This is a genomic window from Flagellimonas lutaonensis (assembly GCF_000963865.1).
Classification (GTDB): Bacteria; Bacteroidota; Bacteroidia; order Flavobacteriales; family Flavobacteriaceae; genus Flagellimonas_A; species Flagellimonas_A lutaonensis.
Map to the genome: position 1 here is coordinate 3,081,167 of NZ_CP011071.1, position 17,203 is coordinate 3,098,369.

Genomic DNA, 17,203 nt, shown 5'->3' on the forward strand with positions numbered 1-17,203 from the left:
AATTATTTATAACCCGGCTATTTCCTTGATTTCTTCAATAATACTATCAGCCAAATCATCGGCCGCTTCCTGGCTTTTGGCTTCCGTATAGATACGGATAATGGGTTCGGTATTCGACTTTCTCAAGTGTACCCAGTTTTCAGGAAAGTCGATTTTGACACCGTCGATTGTCGAAATATCCCCATCCTTATATTTTTCGGCCATACCCTTCAATATTCCGTCCACATCGAGCTCTGGGGTCAACTGAATTTTTTTCTTGCTCATATAGTAGCTTGGGTAGCTGGCGCGCAATTCGGCCACGGTACCCCCTTTTTCTGCCATTAACATCAAGAACAGGGCCGTACCAACCAAGGCGTCACGTCCATAATGGCTCTCAGGATAAATGATGCCGCCATTGCCCTCACCGCCGATAATGGCATTGTTGGCCTTCATCTTGGCCACTACGTTTACCTCGCCGACTGCAGCGGCTTCGTAACTGCCGCCATGTTTTTCGGTAATGTCCCTAAGGGCACGTGACGATGAAAGGTTCGAAACGGTATTGCCCTTGGTCTTGCCCAAGACATAATCGGCGCAGGCGACCAAGGTATATTCTTCACCGAACATCTCGCCGTCGTTGCTGATAAAGGCCAAACGATCCACATCTGGATCTACCACAATGCCAAAGTCCGCCTTTTCTTCCACTACTTTTTGGCAGATGTCGCCCAGATGCTCTTTCAAAGGTTCAGGGTTGTGCGGAAAATGTCCCGTCGGATCACAGTAAAGCTCTATCACCTCTACCCCAAGTTCTTTCAAGAGTTTGGGAATGGCAATGCCCCCGGTGGAATTTACCCCATCGACCACCACTTTAAAGTTCTTTTCCCTGATGACATCGGCATCTACCAGTGATAGGTTCAAGACCTCATCTATATGGATGTCGATGTACGCATCGTTTTTGGTTACCGTGCCCAAGTCATCGACTTCTGCAAAATCAAAATCCTCATCAGCTGCCAGCGACAATATTTTGGCACCTTGTTCGGCATCTAAAAATTCGCCCCTTTCGTTCAACAGTTTCAATGCGTTCCATTGCTTGGGATTATGGCTGGCGGTCAAGATGATTCCGCCATCGGCCTTTTCCAAAGGCACGGCAATTTCAACCGTGGGAGTGGTCGAAAGCCCCAAATCCACCACATCAATCCCGAGTCCGACCAAAGTCGAGACCACGAGATTTTGTATCATTTCACCCGATAGACGTGCGTCACGTCCGATTACGACTTTTAGCTTTTCTTTTCCAGCATATTCTTTCAGCCATGTGCCATATGCAGCGGCAAATTTTACGGTGTCTATGGGTGTCAGGTTATCGTAGGTGTTTCCACCGATGGTTCCACGTATTCCTGAAATGGATTTGATAAGCGTCATTTGCTAAATTTTGTGCAAATATAAGGTCACATTACCAAAAGCACCCCTCGAATTTGTAAATTCGACCACAAAACCGACATCATCGGTCTATGAACTTTCTGGCCCATATCTACCTGTCTTTTGACGACCCCGAGATTGCCTTGGGCAATTTTTTTGCAGACCATATTCGGGGCAATAAATATGGGCACTATCCTGAAAAGGTACAAAAGGGTATTCTGCTGCACAGGGCCATCGACACCTTTACAGATACCCATCCCATACCCCGCAAAAGCAGTAAACGGTTACATAAAAACTATGGACACTACAGCCGTGTGATCGTCGATATTTTTTATGATTATTTTTTGGCAAAGAATTGGCGTGACTACTCCTCCATCCCACTTAAGGCCTTTGTCAATAATTTTTATGATTTATTGGAAGAGAACTATGGGTTGTTGCCCTTGGCTACCCAGCAGATGTTACCGTACATGATTGCCCACGATTGGTTGTGCAACTATTCGAACCTCAAGGGTATCGCACGGGTGCTGAGTGGCATGAACCGCCGCACGCAGAACCGATCTAAGATGAATTTGGCCATTATCGAACTTGAAGCCCACTATACTGATTTTGAAAAGGAGTTTTCGGCTTTTTTTGAAGAATTGATTACCTTTTCGCGCCAAAAATTTATTTTCCTATGCGAAAACTGATACTGCTACTCCCCCTATTATCCATATTCATACAGTGTAAACAACAGATTGCCCCGCCAACGGGATTGGTTACCGATAAGGCCATGGTTGTCTCGGCACGTAAAGAGGCCTCGAAAATAGGGGTCGATATCATGAAAAAGGGTGGCAATGCCTTTGATGCGATGGTGGCCACTGAACTGGCGCTTGCCGTTGCCTACCCCTTTGCAGGCAACTTGGGCGGTGGTGGCTTTATGGTCTATCGTAAAAACAATGGAGATATAGGCGGCCTTGATTACCGGGAAAAAGCCCCTTTGGCAGCGCATAAAGACATGTATCTCGATTCTCTGGGTAATGTCATTCCCGACATGAGCACGGTCGGTGCCACATCCGTTGGGGTGCCGGGTACGGTTGCCGGCGTTTTTGAGGTACACAAAAAGTTTGGGTCACTGCCCATTGAAACGATTATGGAACCCGTGATAGCTTTGGCCGAGCGCGGTGTTGTGGTCACCGAAAAGCAGGCCAGACGGCTTGAAAGCTATCGAGAGCGATTTATCAAGGTCAACGGCGACAGCACCAAGTTTGCCCAAGATTTTCAGCCCGGTGATACCATTAAATACCCGGCTTTGGCCAAGACCCTTAGAAAAATTATGGCCGAGGGCAGAGACGGCTTCTATAAAGGTGAAGTGGCCCAAAAATTGGCCAATTTCATCCAAGAGCGCGGCGGATTCATTACCGAGGAAGACCTGGATCGCTACGAGGCCAAATGGCGCTACCCCATCGTTTTTACATACAAGGATCTGCAAATTGTATCGATGAGTCCCCCCAGCAGTGGCGGCGTTACGATTAACCAGATCTTTAAGATGATCGAACCCTATGATATCGGGCAGTATGGCCATAACTCGGTAGCGGCCGTACAATTGTTCACCGAAGCGGCGCGCCGTGCTTATGCCGATAGAAATTTCTTTTTGGGAGACCCTGATTTTGTGGATATTCCTTTGGATGTGTTGCTGAGCGATGCCTATTTGCAAGCCCGCATGCAAGATTTCTCTTTTGAAAGGGCCACCCCCTCCTCTGAGGTGGCGCATGGCCATGTGGAAATTCTGGAAAGCGCCGAGACCACCCACTACTCCATTGTCGATGCTGAGGGCAATGCGGTTTCGGCCACTACCACCCTTAATGGGGGCTATGGCTCTAAACTATACGTGCCGGAGCTCGGATTTTTCTTGAACAATGAGATGGATGATTTCAGCGCCAAGCCGGGCGTACCCAATATGTTTGGGCTTATTGGTGCCGAAGCCAACAGCATAGCTCCCGAAAAACGAATGCTCAGTAGTATGACGCCCACTATTGTTGAAAGAAACGGTGAGCTTTACATGGTTGTGGGCAGCCCTGGCGGCTCCACCATAATTACCGCTGTGGCACAGACCATTCTTAATGTTTCAGAGTTCGAACTCAGTATGCAAGAAGCCGTAAATGCCCCGCGCTTTCACCACCAATGGTTGCCCGACCTTATCACTTTTGAGGAAGAGGGCTTTTCAGATGCCCTTAAAGAGAAGCTCAAGCTTAAAGGCTACGAGATAATGGAAGGCCGAACCCCTATCATCGGCAAGGTCGATGCCATTCGTGTATTGCCCGATGGACGATTGGAAGGAGGAGCCGACAAGCGGGGAGATGATACCGCTGTAGGGTTCTAGTGGGTTTAAAGATAGGGCGGATGATACATGGCCACCGCCATGCATTCATATTCTGCCTACAACAGGATATCTTTGTGCTATGAAGAAAACCTTAAAGGTTGCCGGAATTATTTTGGGTGCACTGTTTCTATCGGCCGTTGTTTTGCTATGGATAAAGCACGAACCCTTGCCAGAGGGACAAGCAGGCCCACAAGCGGATGCGTTGGCAAAAAAAATGCTCAATGCCCTAAACCACCGGGCATATAAGGAAACCCGATACTTGGAATGGTCTTTTCGAAACGGCGCCAACCGCTACGTGTGGGACAAAGATCTGGGAAAGGCAAAGGTAGTGAGTGGAAAGGTGACCGTTAACCTAAACCTGAACGACCCCTCAAGCAGCAAAGTCTTGAAAAACGGGAAAAAAGTGCATGGCCCTGATAGAAAAAAGGAAATCGAACAAGCCCTTGACAAATTCAACAATGATTCCTTTTGGCTGGTGGCACCCTATAAAGTGTTCGATAAGGGAACCCAGCGTTCACTTGTAACACTTGCCGATGGCAGCGAGGCTTTGTTGGTGACCTACACATCGGGCGGCACTACCCCCGGTGACAGCTATTTATGGTTGCTGAATGAAGATGGATTCCCATATGCCTATAAAATGTGGGCCAAGATCATACCCATTGGGGGTATTGAAGCCACTTGGGACGATTGGCTGGTTACCCAGAGTGGGGCTTTTTTGCCCAAATCACACGAATTGGGTCCCCTAACTTTAGAGCTGGGGAATGTTAAAGGATATAATTAGAAAAGTATGAAAATATTAGTGGTCGGTGGTCATGGTACCATTGGAAAACGAGTGGTCGAAACGCTTTTACAAAAAGATAAGGTTATTGTTGCAGGGCGAAAGAAGGGCGATGTTTTGGTTGATATCGCCGATAGTGCCTCTATTGAAAAAATGTTCAAAGAAATTGGCAATGTCGATGCCATTGTCTGTATAGCCGGTGAGGCCAAATGGGCAGACTTTTCGGTGCTCTCTGAAGAGGATCACTACATCGGCATCAAAAGTAAAATGATGGGACAGGTTAACCTTGTTCGCATCGGCCAGCACTACCTCAACCAAGATGGCTCTTTTACACTGACCACAGGTATCTTGGCCGAAGATCCCGTGGTGCGAACCACCAGTGCGGCCATGGTCAACGGCGCAATTCACAGTTTTGTAAAGGCAGCAGCCTTAGAGCTGACAAGGGGGCGCCGCATCAATGTAGTGGCCGCCGGAATGGTCGAAGACGCCTACGAAAAATATAAAGACTTCTTTCCGGGCCACAACCCGGTACCCATGCGAAAAGTGGTGAACGGGTATGTTCGCAGCATCTATGGCAAAGGCAATGGTGCTATTATCAGAATTTATGAATAACTTATCAAAGAAATGAAAAGGTCGCGATTGTATCATATGGCACTGGTCTTGGTTGTTTTTTCTTTGGCAGCATCGTCCTGTGATGAAACCACCAAAGGAAAAAGACCAAAAATCAGCGATTTTGATAATAGGGCCGCTGAAATAAAACCAAGCGACAGTTTGCAGTATGGTTCAACGTATCTTTCTGTTTATTCACAGATTTATAGTTTTTCAGAAAATGCGATCCATGACCTTACGGCAACCGTCAGTTTTCACAATACGAGTAGCTCAGAGAACATTATCATCACCAAAGCCGATTATTTCAACACTGATGGTGATATCATAAAATCGTACGTCAATACCCCAGTGTATATAAGGCCCTTGGAGACCCTGCAGATTGTTATTGCCGAAGAAGATGAGGATGGCGGCACTGGAGGCAACTTTATTTTTGATTGGGCAAAGGCACCTGAAAAACCAGAACCGTTGTTTGAGGCTGTTATGATTTCAACAGTGGGGCAACAGGGATTATCATTCACAACCGTTGGGCGTCGTATCCAATAATCCGTTAAAGTTCCGATAATCCATATTCGCTGAGCACCACCTGCCATTGGGGGCTTTCGATGATTTCCAAAATACGTAGTGAGATGGCCTGTTCCAACTCAATGGAGTCTTTGTTGACACCAAAAGCATAGAATTGCACATCAAACTTCAACGGCAGCACTTCGAGTTGTTGCAGGCTCGAGTCTTTTTTTATACGGTGTCTTACAATGGGAGCGTCGTAAATAAAGGCCTCTATTTTACGCTTCTTAAGGTCCACTAGCCCCGGCACTACCCCATCATAGGTTTGAACATTTTTAAAAAAGTGGGTTCTTAGAAACTCATCGGCCTCTGAGCTTTTGACGGTTCCTACCCTTCGGTCTTTAAAGTCGCTGAAATCTGCCGTTTCGTTGGCCAATTGGTTCACGGTCAAGCTCGATGCGATACTGGCGGTCAGGCCCGAAATAAATAACAGGCCTGCAAACATAAGGCCAAGGCAGTGATTTTTCCCATTCGGGTCTTTGGGGCCTTGTCTCCGTACCCTACAGTGGTCAGGGTCACAACAGACCACCAGAGTCCATCCCACAACCCTTTGGCACCAGGGCGAAAATCTTGGGGATTTTTCCTGCGTTCGAACAACCAGGCCAGAATCCCGAAAAACATCAAAATAAAGAACAACAATAAAAATCCGCGTAAAAAGTTTAGCTGAAAGAATGACTGTACAAACTGCTTTATTTTTTGGAACGATGATTTTTTGGCCACCACTATCGTCGAATGTGAGGCATAAAAAGAATCGGTAAATTCCATCTCCTTGCTTCTGTCACTTGTAATGGTCAAAGGGTTGATGCAGACATCGATGTTGCCCGCCTTTAACGAATCGAGCATTTGGGAAAAGTTCATGCGAACCATGGTATAGGGCAAACCGAGATCTTCGCTCACCCGTTTCCAGAGCCAAACGTTGATGCCCTCTAACCGACCGACCTCCTTTTCTATGATGAATGGCGCAGCTGGCGCATAACCGACCAATAAGGTGTCTTTTCCTTCACTGGAAAAAGCAAATGCCGAGCAAAGGAAAATTGCAAAAAGTATGGTTCTCTTCATAAGGAAACCGGGTTGGCGTACTAAATATAGTATAAAAGGCTTAAACGCACCCCTTTTTGTTGCGTGCCTATGACCGATATCATTGTAGCATCTTCGTACTCAGAATACCTTTGTTTCCATAATCAAAAGAAGATGAAGTCAACATTGAAAATGCTTATTCTTGTCAGCATGTTGGTAGCAATTACAGGCTATGCCCAAAATGGCATCGGTGAGCGGAACGGAGTGGTCGAAGAGGCCATCCCCATAGCGCTTATTGAAATGAACGGTACAATTGAAAAAGTAAACGAGGGGCCGTGTACCTATACGGTGGGCAATGCGGTCAACGGTATACATTTGATGGTATTGACCGAGAACCAAGAAATGGTCAACGTGCATCTGGGTCCCACATGGGCCATTTCGGTATGGGTCGATGGTATGGAGCATGGTACACATGTTGACCTAGTGGTATTCAGAACCGAAAAACTTCCCATTGGACATTACATAGCCAAAGAATTGGAATGGGACGGACAAAGGGCCCAATTTCGTGATGGATATTTGAAGCCCTTTTGGGCGGGTCGTTATGGCAAAGAGGCTTGGTAACGCAGACCATCCAATGTTTGGTCAGGTCGGTCAGGGCGCTACTAATTTTTTACCTGGCCGACCTGTTTTTTTAACTCTTCCATCGACTGTTGCAACTGCTTGAGCAATCCACGCTCTGTGGTGGCGTTCACATCAAAGGTAAGCTTGCTGCTAACCTCCCAAATCTCCTGTATTTGAAAGGGTTTGATGTCGTACGGCGGATACGCCTCGTTAAGCGAGACCAAGGTGATATTGTTAGAATTGGGCCTTCGCTCTATTTTTTTGACCATTACGGAGTCTTGCAACACCACTACGTACATCTTATTTGCATTGACGTGGTCAATATGTTCAATGGCACGGGCCAGCACCCAATCGCCCGGTCTCAGGTTGGGGAGCATACTGTCGCCCTCTACCTGAAAACCGCGGTACGTGGCGTTTCTAAATTCGGGTATCGGCATATCGAACGCCGGTAGTTGCCGGTACCAACTGGTGTCTGTTATGTTCTGCGGATAACCGGCCGCCGCCTTGGCATTGACCAACACCATATTGTCTTGGTCTGAGGTATCGACTGTCACCACTTTTGGTATGACACTGACTTTCGAGGTCTCAAGATATTTTTCATCGCTCTCACCAAAAAGCCATAGCGGGTTGATTTTAAATTGGCGCAACAGTTCGGTCACTACCTTGCCCGATAGCTTCGTGCGCCCACGCTCAATATCGGCCGTGGTGTTTGATACGCCCAACAATTCGGCAAACTCGGTCTGTGTGTAATCGAGTTCCCGCCTAATTTCGACAAACCGTTTTAGTGTGATTTCGTTTTCCATTTTTCGTGCTATTTTTAATTCCCGCGTGGGTAGGAATCCATCGCTGCTCCATCATCGGGTCTCGACTGCTCCCTATTGGCATATGGACGATCTGACAGAATATCCCAAATATACGTGAATTAGGAATATATCCAAAAATTGTTTTGGAATATTTCCATATATTGGAATATTTCCATATTTTTGATTGGAATATTTCCAAGTCATGAACTTCGAACGTATCAAAGAAAAACTTAACATATTGGCCGATGCGGCAAAATACGATGTGTCATGTGCCAGCAGTGGCAGTACGCGTGCCAACAAGAACAAAGGGCTGGGCAACAGTACCGGAATGGGCATCTGCCATAGCTATACCGAAGATGGGCGCTGCGTGTCGCTGCTGAAGATTTTGTTGACCAATCATTGCATTTACGATTGTGCCTATTGCGTAACACGGCGAAGCAACGATGTAAAACGTGCTGCCTTCAAGATCCAAGAAGTGGTAGACCTGACTATTAATTTTTATCGTCGGAATTATATAGAGGGCCTATTCTTGAGTTCCGGTATATTTAAAAATCCCGAATATACCATGGAACGCTTGGTGGCGGTGGCCAAAAAACTGCGTGAGGAAGAAAATTTTAATGGCTACATCCATCTTAAGTCCATTCCCGGGGCAAGCGATGAATTAATGTATGAGGCCGGGTTGTATGCAGACCGTCTATCGGTCAACATAGAAGTCCCCACCATTTCCGGCCTCAAATTATTGGCCCCTGACAAAAAGCACGAAGATTTTACCAAGCCGATGTTGAAGGTGAAAAACGAGATTGCCCGTTATCGCAATGAACGGAAAATCATCCGAAGTACCCCAAAGTACGCCCCAGCGGGCCAGAGTACCCAAATGATTGTCGGTGCGTCGGGTGAGACCGACAAAGACATTATATATTCGGCCACCTTCTATTATAAAAAGTACCAGATGAAGCGGGTGTACTATTCGGGCTATGTGCCGGTATTGCAAGACAGCCGACTGCCCGCTGTAGGTACGCAGGTGCCCATGCTACGCGAGAACCGCCTTTACCAGACCGATTGGCTCTTACGATTTTACGGTTTTGCCGTAAACGAGATCTTGAATGACGCCCACCCGAATTTAGAGGTGGACATTGACCCCAAACTGTCGTGGGCGCTGCGAAACCTACACCTTTTTCCGGTAGATGTGAACAAGGCCGATAAGCATATGTTGGCGCGGATTCCTGGTGTGGGCATGAACTCTGTAAACAAGATTTTACAGGCCAGAAAAATTAGAAAACTGAACTGGGACCATCTCAAAAGAATTGGGTTGGCCCTCAACCGTGCCAAATTCTTTGTGGTGTGCGATTCACGTCGTTGGGAACACCGCGATCTGGATGCGGAAAAAATCAAAGGGATGATTCTGCAAACTTCCACTGGCAAGTTTCGGAATCAGTACAGCAAGCAGTTGACGTTGTTCAATTGACAACAAAACTGTCATTTCGAATGTCACTTTGAGCGCAGTCGAAATATACATGGGAAATCTAGATTTCTCACTCCCCATAGCTATCGGAAGGTTCGAATTGACAAAAAATCGATGATATATTAAAAAATAAACCTATGAAACCATCAAAAACCCTAATCTACGACGGAAGCTTCAATGGCTTTCTTACTTCGGTCTTCGTGGCATTTGACGAGAAAATCAACGTGGCCGATATTCAAAAGAACGGTCAAGGCCAGAACGGACTTTTTTCTGATACCGAGACCATTTTTACAAATGTCGACAAGGCCAAACGTGTATGGAACGGCATCCGAAGCAAAAGCTATAACGCCATTACCAATATCTACTTTGCCTTTTTGAGTGAGGAAGAGGGCATTGAGTTGTTGCTCTACACCTATATTCAAAAATTAATGGCCGCGAAAAAGGGCAAAGAAATGGATTATTCAGATGGGTTTGTGCTCAAAATAAGCCAGTTGGCCCGGTCCGTAGGCCGTGAAAAGCACCGTATGGAAGCTTTTGTGCGGTTTCAATTGACCAAAGACAATATTTACTTTGCCAATATTGAACCGGATTTTGATGTGTTGCCCTTGATTTCCAAACACTTTCGTAACCGCTACGCCGACCAGCAATGGCTTATTTACGACGTAAAGCGCAGGTATGGAATCTATTATGACTTGGAAGGTGTTGAAATCGTTTCGTTGGATTTGAACGAGATCTACTTCAACCGTACCCGAAAAAGCAAGGTCTTTGCCGAAAAGGAGTATGACTACCAAGAACTGTGGAACGATTATTTTAAAAGCACCCACATCAAATCAAGGATCAACCGAAAACTGCATACGCAACATGTGCCCAAACGGTATTGGAAGTATTTGTCAGAGAAAAAAGAGGCTGTTTAGTTATTGGCTTCAGGCGGTAAATTGAAAGGATTTTTACACAATGTCAAGCGCCATTTTGGCCATTTGAACAAAGGAAGATTCACGGGCCTTATGGTCCATTCGCTCGCCGGTCACCAAAGAGTCTGATATGGTCAGTAGGCTCAGTGCCTCTATGCCAAATTTGGCCGCCATGGTATAAATAGCGGCTGTTTCCATCTCTACACAGAGTACCCCATAGGCTGCCCAGCGTTTGTATGCCTCTACATTGTCATTATAAAAAGTGTCTGATGACAATACATTGCCGGCCGTTATGGGAACCCCCTGTTCTTCAGCATAGCGTACGGCTTTCATAAAGAGCTGAAAATTTGCAGTGGGCGCAAACGAGGTATTTTGAAATTGGGAAGCATTGAACGACGAATCTGTTGAGGCGGCCATGGCCAACACCAGACTCCCTAGGTCCAAATCATCTTGGTATGCCCCGGCCGACCCGACCCGAATGATGCTCTTGACCCCATATTCTTTTATCAGTTCATGGCAATAGATCATGGTAGACGGAATGCCCATACCACCGCCCTGCACCGAAACGGTTTTACCCTTAAACGTACCAGTATAGCCCAACATGCCCCGAACCTTATTGTAGCAAATGCAATTGTCCAAAAAAGTCTCGGCTATCCATTTGGCCCGCATAGGGTCGCCCGGCATCAAAACCGATGGTGCGATATCACCCTTTTTTGCTTCGATATGTACCGACATAATGTGTTTTTTAAGGGTTGACTAGGTAGGGCCCCGACGAGGTGCCGATCCGGGCAGCCCCTAGTTCAATGTATTTCAAGGCTGTTTGCCTATCTCGAATACCTCCTGACGCTTTTATTTTTGCCCTCTCGCCAACTGCGGCCTTCATCAATTGCACATCTTCAAAGGTCGCCCCTCCACTACCAAAACCGGTTGACGTCTTTACAAATTCGGCTCCCGCCTCTACAGCAAGGCGACAGGCACGTTTCTTTTCCTCGTTTGTCAAAAAGCAGGTCTCTAAGATTACTTTAAGGGTGGCCTTTCCGATAGCGGTCTTCACCAAGCCGATATCTTCCTTGACCGCATCGTCCATTCCAGATTTCAGCCATCCGATATTCAAGACCATATCAATCTCGTCAGCCCCATTTTTAACGGCATCTTCTGCCTCCATCGCTTTGGCCTTTGTTGATATGGCACCCAGCGGAAAACCGATGACCGTGGCCAGCAGAACCCCATGCCCTGAAAGTCTTTCTTTCGCCAATGCCACATGGCAACCGTTTACACATACGGCCTTAAAACCGTGCACGATGGCCTCGTCACACACTTTTTTGATATCGGCCACGGTGGCATCTGGCTTTAAAAGGGTATGGTCAATGTAATCGGCTAGGTGTATCAAAAGCTATGGGTTTGAAGTTGTGCACTAAGTTAGCAATATCAAAGATGCTACGATTTGCTTCTTTCACCCACAAACTGATCGCTCTTGTTTTTGAACAGTACGTTAAAACTGGTCAGTGATCCATAGATGCGGGTTATATATTGCTGTAGGTCAACCTTTTCTTGGTCATCAAGATTTTTGCTACTGTTTATTTTCTGTTCCATTACCCGTAGGCGATCGCGAACCATAACAATCTTGTGGAAAAAGGTATCGATGGGCATTTCTTTATTGGCCAGGTCGTCACCAGGTTCTAAAATGAGCTTGCCGCCCCGCCACTTGTCTGCAAGGGGCACACGCTCATGGGTGTCGCTCCATTTTTGTAGAATACTGACCAAAGAGCGTTCAACGTCAAAGAAGCTCACGGTGTCCACCTCATCTTCAGCCGCTTCGATCACTTCAAATTCAGCGTCTAGGTCAATGGTTTCGAGTCCGCCATCGATGAAGGTCACCCAATAATGTTTAGACGATACGTTGGTAACCACCCCCTTGCCATGTTCAGGGTGGTCAATACGTGAGCCAATGCCAAGTAATTTCATATCAATTTCTGGTTAAAAGGTCAATTCGATGGGTTTCGATTTTTTTTAAGCCTTGTCGGGAATAGTTCCTTTGGCGCTTGTTCCTGTCACAATTCAATCAAAAAGCGAATTACTCGAACCGACATAGATGTTTTTTGGTTTGCCCAAAAATAACGTTCTACTTTTCAAAAGCCAATAAGGTCTTGTAAAAATCATCGTAGATAGCACTCGCATCGATAGAATCGTAAAAAGTAATGGGTCGGTTGCCGCTGTCTTTAGAGGTTATAATGGTCTGGGTGGAGGCCATTTCGGGACGTATAAAGGCGGCAACAAGGGCCAAATCCCACAGAACTCGGTTTTGCCGCCCACCGTCGAGGTGGTCTTTCCATCGTTTCTGCAAAAAGCGCCCCAAAAAATGGTCGCCGATATTAGCTTCCATCTCGTCAAAGCGCACCTCCATGGCCGCAGCTACATTGAGCGGCATAATGTGCATTTCTACTTCTGAATCCAGCAAGTAATCCAGCGCAAAGGGGTCCATCAACGGATTGAAATCATTTCGCTTCAGTACATGGGTTTCGAAATTCAAAGTGGTGCCCAACCAATATACTTTTAGCCCATCAGCTATTTCAGGGGCAATGAATAGAGCTGAGGCCACATTGGTCAGAGCGCCCAGGGCAAGAATGGTAAGTTGCCCATTTTCTTTTGCCTGCTCGATGATTTCGTAGACTGCCGCGGAATGTTGTGCGCGGTCTCCCCAATCGTACATTCGGGCCGTTGCACCCCTCAGTGTCTTGATCTGCAAACCCATTTCGCCCAATAATTGTTGGTTGAGTCGATGGCTGTTTTCCATAGAGTTTTCTACGCTCCAATGGCTGGTCTGCCAGTGGGCGGCATTCAGCGCGGTAACTTCAACCGAGGGTTCCAACAAGATGCGCACCAACGCATACAGGTCATCCACTTCATTGCCCGTGTCGGCATCGACAATGATTTTTTGCTGGGCAGGCATCAAAAATGTACCGACCAAAAAAGAAAAAATGCCCAAGACCAGAGACCTGTGGCTGTTGGTGGTTGTCATAGAAAGGCTTTTGATTCCAAGATAACCATCACCAGATTATTTACAAAATAGAAACGCAACCAGGCTTCCTTTTTAATCGGCAAATTGGTACCTTAGCAGCTTGTGCTATGATCAACTACGAAGAAAATATTGAAGTACGCGGGGCCCGTGTACACAATCTAAAAAACATTGACGTAACCATTCCCCGTGAAAAGCTGGTGGTGATCACCGGTCTGTCGGGCAGCGGTAAGTCGTCATTGGCCTTCGACACTATTTATGCCGAAGGGCAACGGCGGTATATCGAAACTTTTTCGGCCTATGCGCGTCAGTTTTTGGGTGGCCTTGAACGGCCCGATGTGGATAAGATTGATGGCCTTTCACCTGTCATTGCCATAGAACAGAAGACCACATCAAAATCGCCCCGTTCAACCGTTGGCACCATTACCGAGGTATACGATTTCTTGAGGCTGTTGTATGCCAGGGCATCTGATGCCTATAGCTACAACACCGGTGAAAAAATGGTGAGCTATAACGATGAGCAGATCAAGAACCTGATCATCGAATCGTACAAGGGCAAAAAGATCAACGTACTGGCCCCTGTCATCAAATCCCGAAAGGGACACTATAGGGAACTGTTTGAGCAGATTGCCAAACAGGGCTTTGTAAAGGTGCGGGTCGATGGCGAGATCACCGATATCGTCAAGGGCATGAAAGTAGACCGCTACAAGACCCACGACATAGAAATCGTCGTAGATCGTCTGAAGATCGGTGAAGGGGAAGAACTCGACCAACGCCTGAACGAAACCATCAACACGGCCATGTACAGCGGCAATAATGTGTTGATGGTCTTGGAAGAGGGCGAAACCATACCCCGTTATTTCAGCAGGGACCTAATGTGCCCCAGCACGGGAATCTCGTACCCCACTCCTGAGCCGAATACCTTTTCGTTCAACTCGCCCAAAGGCATGTGCCCCCATTGCAACGGTCTGGGCCATGTACATGAGGTAAACGAGCAGAAGATTTTTCCGAACAGAAAACTGTCCATTAAAAATGGGGGCATTGCCCCGCTTGGAGAATACAAAAAGTCATGGGCCTTCAAACAGTTGGAGACCATTGCGCAGCGGTATGGATTCGATTTGGGCAGCCCTATCGAAAAAATACCCCAAGAGGCCATGGACGTGATTCTGCATGGTGGCAAAGAAAGTTTTTCGGTGGACTCAAAGACCTTAGGGGTCAAGCGCAGCTATACCATAGATTACGAGGGCATTTCCAATTTTATAAAGACCCAGTTCGAAGAGGCAAATGCCACCTCTATTCGAAGATGGGCCAAAGAATATATGGACAAGATCAAATGCCCTTCCTGCAATGGCTCCCGCTTGCGGAAAGAATCGCTTTATTTCAAGGTGGCAGGCAAGAATATTGCCGAATTGGCTGAGATGGACATTGCCGAACTCGCCCAATTTTTTGAGAGTCTTGAAAACTCCCTGGAAGGAAACCAAAAAAAGATAGCCGAGGAAATTCTAAAGGAAATAAAAGCGCGGATCGGTTTTTTGTTGGATGTCGGGCTGGATTATCTTTCACTGAACCGAAGCTCAAAATCGCTCTCTGGTGGTGAGGCACAACGCATTCGCTTGGCAACGCAAATTGGTTCGCAACTGGTGGGGGTGCTCTATATTTTGGATGAACCCAGTATTGGCCTACACCAGCGCGACAATGAACGTTTGATACACTCGCTTGCCTCGTTGCGCGATATTGGCAACTCGGTGATCGTGGTAGAACACGACCGTGATATGATCGAACATGCTGACCATGTCATCGATATTGGCCCTAGGGCAGGCCGACATGGAGGTGAAATCATTTCAGAGGGTCCGCCTTCAGCGCTGGTAAAACATCATACCCTGACCGCCGATTACATAACGGGTGAAAAAGAGATTCCCGTTCCTGAAAACCGTAGAAAGGGAAATGGAAAGAAGATAGTGCTTTCGGGCTGTTCGGGTAACAACCTAAAAAACGTGACCGTGGCCTTTCCCTTGGGAAAAATGATCGGTGTTACCGGGGTATCGGGCAGTGGCAAATCCACTTTGGTCAACGAGACCCTCTACCCCATTATGAACGCGCACTATTTCAACGGTGTCAAAAAACCGATGCCCTACAAGAAAATCAGTGGCCTACAGCACATCGATAAGGTAATCGATATCAACCAGTCGCCGATTGGTCGCACCCCGCGGTCAAATCCGGCCACGTACACGGGGGTCTTTAGCGAAATACGCGCTCTTTTTGCAAAAACCACCGAAGCCACCATACGTGGTTATAAACCCGGACGGTTTAGTTTTAATGTGGCCGGTGGTCGTTGCGAGACCTGTCAAGGGGGTGGATTGAAGGTAATCGAGATGAATTTTTTGCCCGATGTTTATGTAGAGTGCGAAACCTGCAATGGTAAACGTTTTAACCGAGAGACCCTTGAAATACGGTACAAGGGCAAGTCGATTGCCGATGTGCTCGATATGACCATCAATGAGGCGGTTGATTTCTTTGAAAACGTTCCTAAAATCCATAGAAAACTCAAGACCATCAAAGATGTCGGACTGGGGTACATCCATCTTGGGCAACAATCCACAACCTTGTCAGGTGGCGAGGCACAACGTGTAAAGCTGGCTACCGAACTCTCGAAACGGGATACAGGCAACACCTTTTATATTCTTGACGAACCCACCACGGGGTTGCATTTTGAAGATATTCGGGTACTGATGGAAGTGCTGAACCGTTTGGTGGACAAGGGCAATACCGTTTTAGTGATCGAACACAACATGGATGTCATCAAAATGATGGACCATATCATCGATATTGGTTATGAGGGTGGTCGCGGGGGTGGAATGATTGTTGCGGAAGGAACACCGGAAGAAGTAGCAAAAGATACTAAAAGTTATACGGCCAAGTTTTTGAAGAAAGAGCTTGAAACATCAAAAACACAGGTGGCCAAAGCAGTTTAACCAACAGTAGTTATGAGGAAAGAACAACACCACAAAGGCTGGAATGAAATCAAAACAAACGATTCATGGGCCATATTCAAGATTATGGGCGAATTTGTAAATGGGTTCGAAAAGATGAGCGCCATTGGGCCGTGTGTTTCCATTTTTGGATCGGCGCGAACAAAAACGGGCACCAAATATTACAATTTGGCCGTTGATATTGCCCAAAAACTTGCGCAAGCCGGGTATGGCGTAATCACTGGGGGCGGACCAGGCATCATGGAGGCGGGCAATAGAGGCGCCAATCAGGCCGGCGGGGTGTCGGTAGGGCTCAACATCGATTTACCGTTTGAGCAGCACGACAACCCATACATTGACCCTGACAAAAGCCTCGATTTTGATTATTTCTTTGTTAGAAAGGTAATGTTTGTAAAGTATTCACAGGGGTTTGTGGTGCTTCCGGGTGGTTTCGGCACCTTGGATGAACTTTTTGAGGCCATGACCCTTATACAGACCCAAAAAATCGGAAAATTCCCTATAGTAATGGTGGGCTCCGAGTTTTGGGGCGGTTTGGTCGATTGGTTGCGAGACCGCCTACTGGCAGAAAAGAATATCAGCGCCACCGACCTTGAGCTTTTTAAAGTAGTCGATTCGTCAGACGAGGTTATTGAAATAATCGATAGTTTCTACAAAGGCCATATGCTGAGCCCGAACTTCTAATGC

The 17,203-nt window shown here is 46.8% G+C and carries 18 protein-coding genes; 10 read left to right on the forward strand and 8 right to left on the reverse strand.

Annotation, left to right across the window (positions count from 1 at the left end):
- Window positions 1–6: 6 nt before the first annotated feature.
- Window positions 7–1,395, reverse strand: coding sequence for a phosphoglucosamine mutase (glmM, locus tag VC82_RS14250; protein ID WP_045802958.1), 1,389 nt, complete (start codon window positions 1,393–1,395; stop codon window positions 7–9).
- An 89-nt stretch (window positions 1,396–1,484) separates the two neighbouring features.
- Here glmM and VC82_RS14255 point away from each other — a divergent pair, with 89 nt between their 5' ends.
- The 5 genes from VC82_RS14255 to VC82_RS14275 all read left to right on the forward strand — a co-directional run bounded on the left by VC82_RS14255 (window position 1,485) and on the right by VC82_RS14275 (window position 5,681).
- Window positions 1,485–2,078 carry an acyl carrier protein phosphodiesterase gene (locus VC82_RS14255; RefSeq protein WP_045802959.1) on the forward strand — a complete coding sequence of 198 codons (594 nt, stop codon included), beginning with the start codon at window positions 1,485–1,487 and terminating at the stop codon, window positions 2,076–2,078.
- On the forward strand, window positions 2,066–3,751 hold the full coding sequence (gene ggt / locus VC82_RS14260) for a gamma-glutamyltransferase (protein ID WP_045802960.1): 1,686 nt from the start codon (window positions 2,066–2,068) through the stop codon (window positions 3,749–3,751). The genes VC82_RS14255 and ggt overlap by 13 nt, the downstream gene beginning before the upstream one ends.
- Window positions 3,752–3,830: 79 nt before the next feature.
- Window positions 3,831–4,532, forward strand: a complete 702-nt coding sequence (locus VC82_RS14265; RefSeq protein ID WP_045802961.1) for a hypothetical protein — start codon at window positions 3,831–3,833, stop codon at window positions 4,530–4,532.
- Between the two features lie 6 nt (window positions 4,533–4,538).
- Window positions 4,539–5,141 (forward strand): short chain dehydrogenase, encoded by a 603-nt coding sequence (locus VC82_RS14270; protein WP_045802962.1) that lies wholly within the window; start codon window positions 4,539–4,541, stop codon window positions 5,139–5,141.
- A 36-nt stretch (window positions 5,142–5,177) separates the two neighbouring features.
- Entirely contained in the window at window positions 5,178–5,681 is a 504-nt protein-coding gene (locus VC82_RS14275) for a DUF3124 domain-containing protein (protein ID WP_045803487.1), read from the forward strand.
- Between the two features lie 4 nt (window positions 5,682–5,685).
- Here the strand turns inward: VC82_RS14275 and VC82_RS15605 are convergent, their stop codons facing one another.
- Both VC82_RS15605 and VC82_RS14285 read right to left on the reverse strand, forming a co-directional pair.
- Entirely contained in the window at window positions 5,686–6,144 is a 459-nt protein-coding gene (locus tag VC82_RS15605) for a substrate-binding periplasmic protein (RefSeq protein WP_045802963.1), read from the reverse strand.
- Window positions 6,111–6,758 carry a transporter substrate-binding domain-containing protein gene (locus VC82_RS14285; RefSeq protein WP_045802964.1) on the reverse strand — a complete coding sequence of 216 codons (648 nt, stop codon included), beginning with the start codon at window positions 6,756–6,758 and terminating at the stop codon, window positions 6,111–6,113. The genes VC82_RS15605 and VC82_RS14285 overlap by 34 nt, the downstream gene beginning before the upstream one ends.
- Before the next feature lie 132 nt (window positions 6,759–6,890).
- Here VC82_RS14285 and VC82_RS14290 point away from each other — a divergent pair, with 132 nt between their 5' ends.
- Window positions 6,891–7,337, forward strand: a complete 447-nt coding sequence (locus VC82_RS14290) for a MamS/MamX family magnetosome protein (RefSeq protein ID WP_157518151.1) — start codon at window positions 6,891–6,893, stop codon at window positions 7,335–7,337.
- 41 nt (window positions 7,338–7,378) lie between these two features.
- On the opposite strand, the gene VC82_RS14295 is transcribed toward VC82_RS14290, so the two are convergent.
- A complete protein-coding gene (locus VC82_RS14295) occupies window positions 7,379–8,140 on the reverse strand; it encodes an XRE family transcriptional regulator (protein ID WP_045802966.1) in 762 nt (253 codons plus the stop codon).
- 202 nt (window positions 8,141–8,342) lie between these two features.
- Here VC82_RS14295 and VC82_RS14300 point away from each other — a divergent pair, with 202 nt between their 5' ends.
- Together VC82_RS14300 and VC82_RS14305 are read left to right on the forward strand one after the other, a co-directional pair.
- Window positions 8,343–9,605 (forward strand): putative DNA modification/repair radical SAM protein, encoded by a 1,263-nt coding sequence (locus VC82_RS14300; protein WP_045802967.1) that lies wholly within the window; start codon window positions 8,343–8,345, stop codon window positions 9,603–9,605.
- 134 nt (window positions 9,606–9,739) lie between these two features.
- Entirely contained in the window at window positions 9,740–10,516 is a 777-nt protein-coding gene (locus tag VC82_RS14305) for a TIGR03915 family putative DNA repair protein (protein ID WP_045802968.1), read from the forward strand.
- 33 nt (window positions 10,517–10,549) lie between these two features.
- Here the strand turns inward: VC82_RS14305 and deoD are convergent, their stop codons facing one another.
- From deoD to VC82_RS14325, 4 genes are all read right to left on the reverse strand, one after another.
- Window positions 10,550–11,248: a purine-nucleoside phosphorylase gene (deoD, locus tag VC82_RS14310; RefSeq protein ID WP_045802969.1), complete on the reverse strand. Its 699-nt coding sequence runs from the start codon at window positions 11,246–11,248 to the stop codon at window positions 10,550–10,552.
- A gap of 10 nt (window positions 11,249–11,258) precedes the next feature.
- Complete coding sequence (gene deoC, locus VC82_RS14315) at window positions 11,259–11,900, reverse strand: deoxyribose-phosphate aldolase (protein ID WP_045803488.1); 642 nt, start codon at window positions 11,898–11,900, stop codon at window positions 11,259–11,261.
- Window positions 11,901–11,950: 50 nt separating this feature from the next.
- Entirely contained in the window at window positions 11,951–12,478 is a 528-nt protein-coding gene (locus tag VC82_RS14320; RefSeq protein ID WP_045802970.1) for a hypothetical protein, read from the reverse strand.
- Between the two features lie 157 nt (window positions 12,479–12,635).
- Window positions 12,636–13,532: a nucleoside hydrolase gene (locus VC82_RS14325; RefSeq protein WP_045802971.1), complete on the reverse strand. Its 897-nt coding sequence runs from the start codon at window positions 13,530–13,532 to the stop codon at window positions 12,636–12,638.
- A gap of 107 nt (window positions 13,533–13,639) precedes the next feature.
- Here VC82_RS14325 and uvrA point away from each other — a divergent pair, with 107 nt between their 5' ends.
- The gene (gene uvrA / locus VC82_RS14330) at window positions 13,640–16,501 is read left to right on the forward strand and encodes an excinuclease ABC subunit UvrA (RefSeq protein WP_045802972.1); all 2,862 of its coding nucleotides are present in this window, start codon (window positions 13,640–13,642) and stop codon (window positions 16,499–16,501) included.
- A 12-nt stretch (window positions 16,502–16,513) separates the two neighbouring features.
- The gene (locus VC82_RS14335) at window positions 16,514–17,200 is read left to right on the forward strand and encodes an LOG family protein (RefSeq protein ID WP_045802973.1); all 687 of its coding nucleotides are present in this window, start codon (window positions 16,514–16,516) and stop codon (window positions 17,198–17,200) included.
- Window positions 17,201–17,203: the final 3 nt, after the last annotated feature.